Annotated in this window: 7 protein-coding genes and 1 rRNA gene; 1 reads left to right on the top strand and 7 read right to left on the bottom strand. The window is 53.4% G+C overall.

From position 1 onward, the window contains the following. Positions 1 to 20: 20 nt before the first annotated feature. Positions 21 to 977, bottom strand: a complete 957-nt coding sequence (locus tag Q3A88_RS18405; protein ID WP_039279749.1) for an AraC family transcriptional regulator — start codon at positions 975 to 977, stop codon at positions 21 to 23. A gap of 549 nt (positions 978 to 1526) precedes the next feature. Further along, positions 1527 to 5210, bottom strand: a complete 3684-nt coding sequence (metH, locus tag Q3A88_RS18400) for a methionine synthase (protein ID WP_317178400.1) — start codon at positions 5208 to 5210, stop codon at positions 1527 to 1529. Positions 5211 to 5526: 316 nt separating this feature from the next. Between metH and iclR the strand changes: the two genes are divergently transcribed. Next, positions 5527 to 6357 carry a glyoxylate bypass operon transcriptional repressor IclR gene (iclR, locus tag Q3A88_RS18395; protein WP_317178399.1) on the top strand — a complete coding sequence of 277 codons (831 nt, stop codon included), beginning with the start codon at positions 5527 to 5529 and terminating at the stop codon, positions 6355 to 6357. 340 nt (positions 6358 to 6697) lie between these two features. On the opposite strand, the gene aceK is transcribed toward iclR, so the two are convergent. The 5 genes from aceK to rrf form a co-directional block, all read right to left on the bottom strand. Then, the gene (aceK, locus tag Q3A88_RS18390) at positions 6698 to 8425 is read right to left on the bottom strand and encodes a bifunctional isocitrate dehydrogenase kinase/phosphatase (protein WP_317178404.1); all 1728 of its coding nucleotides are present in this window, start codon (positions 8423 to 8425) and stop codon (positions 6698 to 6700) included. Between the two features lie 49 nt (positions 8426 to 8474). After that, complete coding sequence (gene aceA, locus Q3A88_RS18385; protein ID WP_317178398.1) at positions 8475 to 9782, bottom strand: isocitrate lyase; 1308 nt, start codon at positions 9780 to 9782, stop codon at positions 8475 to 8477. A 31-nt stretch (positions 9783 to 9813) separates the two neighbouring features. Next, the gene (aceB, locus tag Q3A88_RS18380) at positions 9814 to 11412 is read right to left on the bottom strand and encodes a malate synthase A (RefSeq protein WP_233991013.1); all 1599 of its coding nucleotides are present in this window, start codon (positions 11410 to 11412) and stop codon (positions 9814 to 9816) included. A 282-nt stretch (positions 11413 to 11694) separates the two neighbouring features. Then, complete coding sequence (metA, locus tag Q3A88_RS18375; RefSeq protein ID WP_104213266.1) at positions 11695 to 12624, bottom strand: homoserine O-succinyltransferase MetA; 930 nt, start codon at positions 12622 to 12624, stop codon at positions 11695 to 11697. 405 nt (positions 12625 to 13029) lie between these two features. Continuing rightward, positions 13030 to 13145: ribosomal RNA gene (rrf, locus tag Q3A88_RS18370) — 5S ribosomal RNA — on the bottom strand.

Raw genomic sequence — 13145 nt, 5'->3', positions numbered from 1 at the left:
GATTGATAAGAAAGGAAATGCTAGATGACCATGCGTGCATCGCTCGGCGCCATACCGTAACGCCGCCGGAAAGCCGTAGCAAAGTTGGTCGCGTGCTGGTAGCCCGACATCCAGGCCGCCTGCTGAACGCTGTATCCTTGCACCAGATAGCGCCGAGCCAATTCCAGCCGGCAGTCACGCAGATAGTCAAAGACCGAATGACCATACGCCTGACGAAACTTGGTACGCAGGCTACTGGTGCTCATCGCGGCCAACTGCGCCAATTCATTGAGGGTGTACTCTTTTTCAGGCTGTTGCGCCAGAAGCCGACGAACGTTCTCCAGTCGATCCTGTTCACCGGGCGGAGGCGATACGCGCCGCTCTCCCCCACGTTGCCCGAATGACAGGCCTTGCCCTAGCAGCTGTAGCATCACGCCTTCCAGCATAAGCTGGCGCGATAATCCCGGCACGGTGTTTTCCAGCGCGTGCTGCAACCCAGATAACAAGTAGCCGGGAACCTGCCATAAAAATGTCGGATTGCCGCCCTGCTCCCACTCGTTCAGCAGCGAGCCCAACAGCGGATCCAAAGCAAAAGTGGTGGGGAAAATGCCCAGCGATACGGTGCGAAGATGACAATCCGCAAGGTGACTGGCGTTCATGACTAACGGGTCACCTAGCCGGGTGCTGAATGCCATACCAGACCGCACAACAAATTCCTTGCCGTTCAGACGTAACGCGACGCGACCTTCCAGCACCACCAGCGTATAAAACGGGCAACAGTGCAACGACGTCGATTCGTAAGGCTGCAAGACCTGCACGTTAGAATTCGTCAGGCAAATCCCAGAGGACAGCGTCATCTCTTCGACATCACCCTGCACCACGATACGCTTTTCTTTCGCGCGCTCACGGCAGGACGACAGCTGCGGGAAGTGGTAATCAATCCCGTAACGTTCACCGATGTCGAAGAAATCCTCAATGGAAAAGAGTCGTTTTAGCATGGGCGGGAAGATACCCTCATCCTGTTTAACGCCCAGAATCAGGCCAGCGGTTAGCGGAAATGCGTGGAATAAAAACAGAAAAGTGCTTTCTGCTTAATTGATGCTCACCTTACCATTACCATGAAATCTCATCAATAAGACTGATAACTATTCTCATCACAATCAATCTCGCACGGCGATAGGCTAAGAGGCAGAAAACATCTGCGTGCTAACCGGTTTTGATTTTCAAGTGGCGTTAAAAATTATGCTGAGGCGAGCGAGAACGCCGTGTGAGCAGCATGGACGCTGCGAAAGCTAGTGCCGCGCCGGGAGCGCGTCACTAGCGGCACGATTAGCGTTCTCGAATGCCGAAGGAACCGCAAAGCGGCATAATTTCCGCCAAAAAGCCTGGGTTCTCAGGGCAGCGGCGACTGAGCGCCCTGAGCGGGCGTGGCGCTAGTGCCACAGAGAAATAATGTGGTTCATCACGCACGAAACGCCCCCTCGTTGGCATAGTTGAGACGACTAAATCTCCGGGGCTGATATTTCATATTCGACTTACGTCAAAACTTAATCAGCATCATAGCCGAGATTCGGCGCCAACCAGCGCTCCACCTCACCCACTTCCATCCCTTTACGCACCGCGTAATCCGCTACCTGATCGTGCTGGATTTGCGCGACGGCGAAATATTTACTGTCGGGGTGGCTGAAATACCAGCCGGATACCGACGCGCCCGGCCACATGGCATAGGATTCGGTGAGCTTCATGCCGGTATGCTTTTCCACATCCAGCAACTGCCAAATTTGCACTTTTTCCGTGTGATCCGGACAAGCCGGATAACCCGGTGCAGGGCGAACACCCTGATAGTTCTCGCGGATCAGCAGCTCATTACTGAGGTTCTCATTCGGCGCATAGCCCCAGTAGACCTTACGCACACGCTCATGCAGGTATTCCGCAAAGGCTTCCGCCAGACGGTCGGAGATCGCCTTCACCATGATCTTGTTGTAATCATCATGCTGCGCTTCCCACTGATCGGCCAACGTATCTTCTTCCAGCCCTCCGGTCACCGCAAAGGCCCCGAGATAGTCCGGCTTGCCACTGGACTTCGGTGCCACAAAATCAGACAGGCAGTAGTTCGGGAAGTCGGTTTTCTCCGTCTGCTGACGCAGATGGTGGCTCACTGACAGCACCGTTTCACGCCGTTCATCGGTATAAATCACTACGTCATCGCCAACGCGGTTCGCAGGGAATAAACCCACCACACCACGCGGATTCAACGCACCGCGTGCGGACAAGTCGTCCAGCATCGCGTTGGCATCGGCAAACAGGCGCTTAGCCTCTTCACCCACCACTTCATCTTCCAGAATGCGGGGATATTTCCCGGCCAGCGACCAGGTCATAAAGAACGGCGTCCAGTCGATGTAGTTGCGTAGCGTTTCGATGCTGGCTGTCACCGCCTGCACGCCCAGCCGATGCACAACGGGCGGCGTGTAGTTCTCCCAATCCAGATCGGAAGCGTTAGCACGAGCCGCTTCCAGCGTCACGGGAGGCGTTCTCGGCTTTTTACGCGCGTGCTGAATACGCACGGTTTCGTACTCTTTACGGGTACGTGCAACAAAGTCGTCATATTGCGCACTAGACAGCAGCGCCGATACCACGCCGACAGAGCGCGAAGCATTCTGCACGTAGACCGTCGGGCCGCTATAGTTCTGCTCAATCTTCACGGCGGTATGCGCTTTAGAGGTCGTCGCGCCACCAATCAGCAGCGGCAGCGTAAAGCCCTGACGCTCCATCTCTTTCGCCACGTTGACCATTTCATCCAGCGACGGTGTAATCAGCCCGGACAACCCGATAATATCGACCTTTTCTTCGCGTGCGGTCTTCAGAATCTTGTCCGTCGGCACCATCACGCCCAGATCGATAATTTCGTAGTTGTTACATTGCAGCACCACACCGACGATATTCTTACCGATATCGTGAACGTCGCCTTTTACCGTCGCCAGCAGGACTTTCCCAGCGGAACTCCCTTTATCTTTACTAGCTTCAATATAGGGTTCAAGGTAGGCCACGGCCTGCTTCATCACGCGGGCGGATTTCACCACCTGCGGTAAAAACATTTTACCTGCGCCGAACAGGTCGCCGACCACGTTCATGCCGTCCATCAGCGGGCCTTCAATTACCTCGATCGGTCGCGTCGCCTGCTGGCGTGCTTCTTCGGTATCCAGTTCGATAAATTCAGTAATGCCTTTAACCAGCGAATATTCCAGACGCTTCCGCACGTCCCAGCCGCGCCACTCCGCCTGTGTTTTGCTGCCTTCATCTTCCGTTTTGCTGCCGCGATACTTTTCCGCCAGATCGAGCATACGCTCGGTGGCATCGCTGCGACGGTTAAGGATCACATCTTCAACCGCATCGCGCAGTTCAACAGGAAGATCGTCATAGATCGCCAACTGGCTGGCGTTCACGATCCCCATGTCCATACCATTGCGGATCGCGTAATAAAGGAAGACGGCGTGGATAGCTTCGCGCACCAAATCGTTGCCGCGGAATGAGAAAGAAACGTTGGATACACCACCGGAGATCATCGCATGCGGCAGCTGCGCCTTGATGTCCGCACAGGCTTCGATGAAATCCACCGCGTAGTTGTTGTGCTCATCGATCCCCGTTGCCACAGCAAAAATGTTCGGATCGAAAATGATATCTTCCGGTGGGAAACCGACTTCTTCCGTCAGGATACGGTAAGCCCGGCGACAAATTTCAATTTTACGGGCGCGAGTATCCGCCTGACCGACTTCATCAAACGCCATCACCACCACAGCCGCGCCGTAGCGCCTTACCAGTTTGGCGTGATGCACAAAGGCCTCAACGCCTTCTTTCATGGAAATCGAGTTAACAATGCCCTTGCCCTGAATACATTGAAGCCCCTTCTCAACCACCTCCCACCGAGAGGAGTCGATCATGATCGGCACGCGGGCAATATCCGGTTCACCGGCAATCAGGTTCAGGAAACGGACCATCGCCGCTTCCGCATCCAGCATGCCTTCATCCATGTTGATGTCGATGATTTGCGCGCCGCTTTCCACCTGCTGACGGGCGACGTCCAGCGCTTCGTTATATTTTTCTTCTTTTATCAGACGCTTAAAACGGGCGGAGCCAGTGACGTTCGTCCGCTCCCCGACGTTAACAAACAGCGTGTTGGCATCGATATTCAGCGGTTCCAGACCGGATAAGCGGCAGGCGACCGGGATCTCTGGCAGCTTGCGCGGCGGTACACCTTCCACCACTTTCGCCATCGCGGCAATATGCGCAGGCGTCGATCCACAGCAGCCACCAACGATATTCAGAAAACCGGATCGCGCCCATTCGCCGATATGTTTCGCCATATCGGCCGGATCTAAATCGTACTCCCCAAAGGCGTTGGGCAGCCCTGCGTTCGGGTGCGCGCTCACATAGCATTCTGAAATACGTGACAGCTCAGCGACATACTGGCGCAGTTCATCTGGCCCCAGCGCACAGTTCAAACCGAACGAGAGCGGACGGGAATGACGTAAGGAGTTGTAAAACGCTTCTGTTGTCTGGCCGGATAGCGTACGCCCTGACGCATCCGTGATCGTGCCGGAAATCATCACCGGCAGCTCGATGCCTAATGCCTCAAACTCGCTTTCTACCGCGAAACTCGCCGCTTTAGCGTTCAACGTATCGAAGATGGTTTCGATCATGATCAGATCGACACCGCCAGCGATCAAGGCGCGTGTCGATTCGCGATACGCTTCCACCAGTTGATCAAAACTGACGTTACGGTATGCCGGATCGTTAACATCGGGAGAGATCGACGCGGTACGGTTCGTCGGGCCAAGCACACCAGCAACATAACGTGGCTTATCCGGCGTTAAGGCCGTCCATTTGTCCGCGCTGGCACGCGCCAGCTGTGCAGCAACGGTATTAATTTCAGCTGACAACGCCTGCATATCATAGTCCGCCATCGCAATGGTGGTGGCATTGAAGGTGTTGGTTTCGAGAATGTCGGCACCGGCTTCCAGATAGGCGTCATGGATTTCGCTAATCACCTGCGGCCTGGTGAGCACCAGCAGATCGTTATTTCCCTTCACATCACTCGGCCAGTCAGCAAAGCGCTCACCGCGATAATCTGCTTCCTGCAGGCGATAACCCTGGATCATGGTTCCCATACCACCATCCAGCACCATAATGCGTTGCGCCAACTGACGCCGCAATTCGTCTACCCGATTACTCACGCGAACCCCATTCCCGGCCAATAAATACGATATGTTGTGTCTATACCCTAAATAATTCGAGTTGCAGGAAGGCGGCAATCGCACGAATCCCCAGGAGCTTACATCAGTAAGTGACTGGGGTGAATAAGGGAAGCCAACGCACATGCAGCTTGGAGTATGACGGGTATATCCTAGCATAAGTTATGAGCACGCTAACGCGGTGTAGCATGAGACTTTTTCAGGTCATTTGCCGATAAAAAGCGCTGAGAAAGAAGAGTTGCATTCTGCGGTGAAAAAACGAAAATCAATTCCATTACCATAAAAAGGAATCGACGCCATGACGCCACCAGAGCCAGCTAAACGCGGGAAAAAACCCAGAGCCAGCGCGAGCACCGCTGCACAACCGACCGGGCAGGTGCAGTCGTTGACCCGTGGCCTGACGCTGCTTGAATATATCGCCAAAGCCAACGGCAGCGTGGCGCTAACCGATCTCGCTCAGCAGGCCGGTTTACCGAATTCCACGACCCACCGTCTGCTCACCACCATGCAGCAACAGGGCTTTGTGCGTCAGGTTGGCGACTTGGGGCTGTGGACGATTGCTTCACACGCGTTTATCGTCGGCAGCAGCTTTCTGCAAAGCCGCAACCTGCTGGCGATTGTGCATCCGATAGTACGCAAGTTAATGGAAGACTCTGGTGAAACCGTCAATCTGGCCGTGCTCGATCAGACCGATAGCCAGGCGATTATCATCGATCAGGTGCAGTGTACGGCGCTGATGCGTATGTCTGCACCGATTGGCGCTAAGCTGCCGATGCATGCTTCCGGTGCTGGGAAAGCCTTTCTGGCGCATTTACCCGATGCTCAGGTCACTCAATTGCTACACAAGAAAGGGCTGCACGGCTACACACCACACACCTTCAGCTCGCCACAAGCGTTGAAAGAAAACCTGTCGCTGATTCGCAAGCAGGGCTATTCGTTCGATGATGAAGAACACGCGCTAGGGCTGCGCTGTATCGCGGCCTGCATTCTGGATGAACATCATGAAGCGTTCGCCGCCATTTCCATCTCCGGCCCCGTGTCGCGCATCACGGACGATCGCGTCACAGAGCTCGGCGCGCTGGTGATCAAAGCCGCGAAACAAGTCATGCAGGAATACAGTGGGTTATGAATAAGGTGTATTCCTCGTAATAAGCTGCCAATTATGGTGGGCTTTACTATTACCCGGCATGAAAATTATGCAGCGGTGAACTTGACCGCCGAGTGAGCGACAGGACGTCGCGAAAGCCAGTGCCGCGTCGGGAACGCGTCACTGGCGGCTCGACTAGCGGCCAAGAGCATCGATGGAACCGCGTAGCGGCATAATTTAGCCGGAAGCCTGGGTTCGTAGGGCGGCGGCGACTGAGCCGCCCTACGTCGGGCGCGTATACGGTATCGCATGTAAATGGCTGCGGTGTGGCGCACGAAACGCTCTCTGAGACAGAATACATATAACGAATAACGAGCCACGCTCAAATTGCAGCACGTTGACTAAAACGCTTGCGGCGTCGGTAGGCGTAAACATCCTCAATGTGCCCGTCCCGGATACGCTGTTGTAGTGCTCGCCAGTAATCCGCGCAAAACAGATCGCCGTGCATTTCCTCAAACAGCGTACGAATGTGGCGGTCACTGCACAGGAAATGGGGGAATTCTTCGGGAAACACATCATTCGGCGCGACGCTGTACCAGGGCTCGGCGGCCAGCTCATCTTCCGGGTGACGCGGCGGCGGGATTTTGCGGAAATTCACTTCAGTCATGTAGCAGATTTCATCGTAGTCATAAAATACGACTCGCCCATGACGCGTGACGCCGAAATTCTTGAATAGCATGTCGCCGGGGAAAATATTCGCCGCGGCCAGTTGTTTGATGGCATTGCCGTATTCTTCAATGACATCATGCAACTGCTGTGCGCTTGCCTGTTCCAGATAGAGGTTCAGCGGCGTCATCCGGCGCTCCATGTACAAGTGTCGGATCACCAATTGATCGCCCAGATCTTCCAACTTTTCCGGTACCTCACGCCAAAGCTCATCCAGCAACTCTGGACTGATACGATGCTTATCGATGACGAAGTTTTCATATTCCTGCGTATCCGCCATACGCCCGACGCGATCGTGCTCTTTCACCAGTTGATAACACGCCATGACCCGCTCGGCACTTACCTCTTTCTGCGGCGCGAAACGATCTTTGATGACCTTAAATACGCGATCGAACGACGGCAACGTAAACACCAACATCACCATACCTTTCACGCCGGGAGCGATAATAAACTGCTCTTCTGATTCGGCAATGTAGTGCAAATATTCACGGTAATACTCAGTTTTACTGTGTTTCTGACAGCCAATCGCCAGATACAGCTCCGCCGTCGTCTTCCCCGGCAAAATGTCACGCAGCCAGGCCACCAGCGCCGACGGCAACGGGGCGTACACCATGAAGTACGAGCGGGCGAAACCGAACACAATGCTGGCGTCTGCCTGACTGGTTAAGCAGGTATCAATAAATAGCGCTCCGCGTTCGTTGTGGTGAATCGGCAGCAGGAACGGAAAGACACCGTCAGGGAGCGACAGTTTTCCCACTAACCAGGCCGCTTTGTTACGATAAAACAGCTCATTAGCCAGCTGTAATGTCGCCTGCGCAAGCTGCTCCGCTGAGAAATTTCGCTGCAAATACGCAGTGATATAACCAATATCACGCGACAAATCTTCCCACGGTAAGCGCAGCGGCACATCGGTCAGCAGCTTTTCCAACATGTTCTGCCAGCCGTCAGTGGGCACAAACGTCTTGGCGATAGGCCGGGGGATTTCACGAAAGCGCTGTTCAGGCTGAGAGCTGAAAACAAACAGCTTATCAGGCGTCAGTTCCCGATGGTTAAACAGCCGACAGTAGACAGAATTAAAGAAACTCTCGGCAATCTCAAAACGCGGGTAGTCCGGCAGTAAGCGGGTGTAGATATGCTTCACGCGAGCCAAAAAATCCGCATCATCGCAGCGAATGCCGGTAATACAGCGCAGCTGTTCAACCACCAGACCAACGTGGTGATCGTAGAGGTGAATACGCTGTTTCATTGCCTGTTGTACGGCAGGCCAGTCGGCCTGTTCAAAGCGCTGCTGTGCCCCTGCCGTCACTTCGAGAAAACGTCCATATTGCGCATCAAACCCTTGCAGGATCGTCTGCGCCACCAGCTTTTCAAGGTCACGCGTCATCATGATCTCCCGATGAAACCCGGCCAGCCGAACACTGACCGGGTTAGGATCAGAACTGTTGTTCTTCTGTCGATCCCGTCAGCGCCGTCACTGAAGACTCGCCTCCCTGAATGATATTCGTCACCTTATCGAAGTAGCCGGTACCCACTTCCTGCTGATGCGATGAGAAGGTATAGCCGTCTTTAATCGCCTCGAATTCAGGCTGCTGCACTTTTTCTACGTAGTGCCGCATCCCTTCGCCCTGCGCATAGGCGTGCGCCAGATCAAACATGTTGAACCACATGCTGTGGATGCCGGCCAGCGTAATGAATTGGTACTTGTAGCCCATCGCCGACAGCTCATCCTGAAAACGTGCGATCGTGCTGTCATCCAGATTCTTCTTCCAGTTAAAGGAAGGGGAACAGTTGTACGCCAGCAGCTTACCGGGGAACTTCGCGTGGATAGCCTCAGCAAAACGACGCGCCAGCGATAAATCCGGCGTTGAGGTTTCGCACCACACCAAATCAGCATACGGTGCGTAGGCCAGACCGCGGCTGATTGCCTGCTCGATACCAGCTCGCGTGCGATAGAAGCCTTCCACCGTACGTTCTCCGGTGATGAAATCACGGTCATACTCATCGCAATCGGAAGTCAGCAAATCCGCTGCATCCGCATCGGTTCGTGCAACCAGTAAGGTCGGTACGCCCAAGACATCCGCCGCCAGACGCGCCGCAACCAGTTTCTGAATGGCTTCCTGCGTCGGCACCAGCACCTTGCCTCCCATGTGTCCGCATTTCTTCGCCGATGCCAGTTGATCCTCAAAGTGAACCGCCGCAGCACCCGACTCGATCATCGACTTCATCAGTTCAAACGCATTCAACACGCCGCCAAACCCCGCCTCCGCATCCGCCACAATCGGCAGAAAGTAGTCGGTATGGCGCTTATCGCCCGGTTCAATGCGGTTCGCCCACTGAATCTGATCGGCGCGTCGAAAGGTGTTATTGATGCGTTCAATCACCGCAGGTACGGAGTTCGCCGGGTAGAGCGACTGGTCGGGATACATGCTGGACGCCAGATTGGCATCCGCGGCCACCTGCCAGCCGGAAAGGTAAATCGCTTCGATGCCCGCTTTCGCCTGCTGTAAAGCCTGCCCTCCTGTCAGCGCGCCCAGACAATTAACATAGCCTTTACGGGCGTCACCATGCAGCAGGTTCCATAGCTTTGCCGCGCCGAGCTGCGCGAGCGTGCATTCCGGGTTCACCGATCCCCGTAGATTAATCACATCTTCTGCGCTGTAGGGGCGCGTAATTCCTTCCCAGCGGGCGGTTTTCCACTCTTTTTCGATATGCTGGACTTGTTGGGTGCGAGAGGTCGTCATAGCAGAGGTTCCTTTTTATTATCAGTCAGGATTAATCAAGCAATGCGTAGCCAGGTAACGTCAGGAAGTCGATCAGCTCATCTTGCGTGGTAATTTGCTCCATCAGCCGAGCGGCTTCATCAAAGCGCCCTCCGCTGAAACGGGCATCACCGAGTTCCTCCTGAATCACAAACAGTTCTTCGGCCAGCATCTGGCGGAACAGCGCTTTGGTGATCACTCGGCCATCGCTCAACGTCTTGCCGTGGCGAATCCACTGCCAGATTGAGGTGCGGGAGATTTCTGCCGTCGCTGCATCTTCCATTAGCCCATAAATCGGGACGCAGCCATTGCCGGATATCCATGCTTCGATGTACTGCACCGCAACACGGATATTGGCGCGCATCCCCACTTCCGTGCGCTCTCCTGGGCAAGGCTCCAGCAATTCCTCGGCGCAAATAGGCGCATCCTGTTCACGGCTGATATCGAGCTGATTTTTACGCTCACCTAACGCCCGATCGAACACTTCCATCACCGCATCGGCCAGCCCCGGATGCGCCACCCAGGTGCCATCGTGACCATTGTGAGCTTCCAGCTCTTTGTCTTTACGTACCTTATCCAACACCCAGTTATTGCGTTCCGCATCCTTACTCGGAATAAACGCCGCCATCCCGCCCATAGCGAACGCGCCGCGACGGTGACAGGTTTTGATCAACAGCCGCGAGTAAGCGCTAAGAAAGGGTTTCTCCATCGTCACCGACTGGCGATTGGGCAGAACGCGATCGCTGTGGTTCTTTAATGTTTTGATATAGCTGAAGATATAATCCCAGCGGCCGCAGTTCAGCCCAACGATATGGTCACGTAAGTGATAGAGAATTTCGTCCATCTGGAAAACGGCAGGCAACGTTTCAATCAACACTGTCGTTTTGATCGTCCCGCGCGGCAGATCAAAGCGATCTTCCGTATGGCAGAAGACATCATTCCACCAGGCCGCTTCCTGCCATGATTGGGTCTTTGGCAGATAGAAATAAGGGCCACTACCTTTCTTCAGTAGTTCCTGATAGTTGTGGAAAAAATACAGCGCGAAGTCGAACAGGCTGCCGGGAATCGCGTCCCCCTGCCAGGACACGTGCTTTTCGGGCAGATGCAAACCGCGCACGCGGCAAATCAATACGGCAGGGTTGGGTTTCAGTTGGTAGATCTTTCCTGTTTCATTGATGTAGGAAATCGTACCGCGTACGGCATCACGCAAGTTGATTTGCCCATCGATCACCTTTTCCCATCCCGGTGACAGCGAATCCTCAAAGTCCGCCATGAAAACTTTCACGTTGGCATTCAATGCATTGATCACCATCTTGCGTTCGACCGGACCGGTAATCTCAACGCGACGATCCTGAAGGTCATCGGGAATACCGCGTATTGTCCACGCCTTATCACGAATGGAAGCTGTTTCTGAAATAAAATCAGGCAGCTTACCCTGATCGACATTACGCTGTTGTACCTGCCGCTCGGCGAGTAATTGATTACGGGCTGGCGTGAAACGTGCGACCAGCTCTGTTAAGAAATCAATCGCTTCTTCCGTAAGAATTTGCTTCTCACCTTCACCAAAACGCTGACTAAACGCCAATTCTCTGTTTATCGTCTGCTGCATCATTCGTGGTTCCTTTTCAGATTCCGCTTCATTTATCAACAACCGCCAAATCGGCAAACCGGTATGTACATTTCTTAGCCGACAGAATTAAGCGTAATACAATAAAAAACAAAATCAAAAACAATTTCCATTTTAATAAAAAAGTAAAAATAACCCCATGATAAAAATGAAAATTAAAATCAAAAAGGAAGAGAAATAACTTTCACTAACCAACAGAAATGAAAGAGTTCAGCACAAAAAAGAAAGGCACCTCAAAAGGTGCCTTAGAGAAAAAAAGGGAATGGGTTAGTCCAGCGTAGGGTTCATTCGGCGTAAATCGTAAGGCGTAATCTGGTAAACATAGTAATTCAGCCAGTTAACAAAAAGCAGGTGACCGTGGCTACGCCAGCTCGCTTTCGGTGCCAGTTCAGGGTTGTCATCGGGGAAATAATTCACCGGAACGGCCGGATCCAATCCAGCATCGCAATCACGGAAAAACTCGCCCGCTAGCGTCGAGACATCATACTCTGGGTGTCCGGTAACAAATGCCAGACGCTTATCTTTGCTGGCAAACAGATAGGCTCCGGCCTGCTCTGACTCAACCAGAATCTCTAAATCCGTCTGCTGACGAATGACATCAGCAGGGAAATCTGCATAGCGTGAATGTGGTGCCAGGAACGTTTCATCAAAGCCGCGAGTCAACAACGCATGAGGTTGCAGCGTTTGATGTGAATAAACACCAGATAGCTTTTCCTTGCGCGTCATCTTGGGAATACCGTATAGGATATTGAGAGCAGCCTGCACAGCCCAACACACGAATAATGTGGAGGTAACATGCTCTTTTGCCCACTCGATGACGCGTGCGATCTGTGGCCAATAAACAACATCGCAGAAATCGACTAACCCAAGCGGTGCGCCAGTCACAATCAGGCCATCAAAATTTTCGTTTTGGATGTCGTCGAAATCGCAGTAGAAGTTATTCAAATGCTCAGCCGGCGTATTCTTTGATTCACGACTATCGATACGCAACAGCTGGATATCGATCTGTAAGGGGGAATTGGATAACAGGCGCAGAAACTGATTTTCAGTCTCGATCTTTTTAGGCATCAGGTTTAGAACCAGCACTTTGAGGGGACGAATTTCCTGCGTTTTAGCACGCGAGGACGTCATCACAAAGACGTTCTCATTCCGCAGAAAATTAACGGCTGGTAACTCATCAGGAACCCGAATTGGCATAACCTTATATCCTCAAAGCATACGTTTAAACGTTTAGACATCCAGATGCCCGAAGATAGCGAGTTTTCGTTCTAATGTCGAGTACTCAGCGCATAAGGTGAAAATGTTTCACGAAACCTAGTATGCGTCATCAGTGTGACTTCTGCTGAATGCGTTTAAGCACGTCAGAATCACTTAGGGGAACAGCCCATAGCAAAAAGCCCTCGTCTTTCGACGAGGGCTTTCCACTTATTTGATGCCTGGCAGTTTATGGCGGGCGTCCTGCCCGCCACCCTCCGGGCCGTTGCTCCGCAACGTGCAAATCCGCTCCCGGCGGATTTGTCCTACTCCAGAGAGCCCTCACCGACAAACAACAGATAAAACAAAAGGCCCAGTCGAAAGACTGGGCCTTTTGTTTTATTTGATGCCTGGCAGTTCCCTACTCTCACATGGGGAAGCCCCACACTACCATCGGCGCTACGGCGTTTCACTTCTGAGTTCGGCATGGGGTCAGGTGGGACCACCGCGCTATCGCCGCCAGG

The sequence above is a fragment of the Pectobacterium sp. HCp5_1 genome (assembly GCF_032905925.1).
GTDB classification, from domain to species: Bacteria; Pseudomonadota; Gammaproteobacteria; order Enterobacterales; family Enterobacteriaceae; genus Pectobacterium; species Pectobacterium brasiliense_A.
The sequence above is the reverse complement of the archived record's forward strand: the minus strand, read 5'-3'. Positions and strand labels throughout refer to the sequence as shown.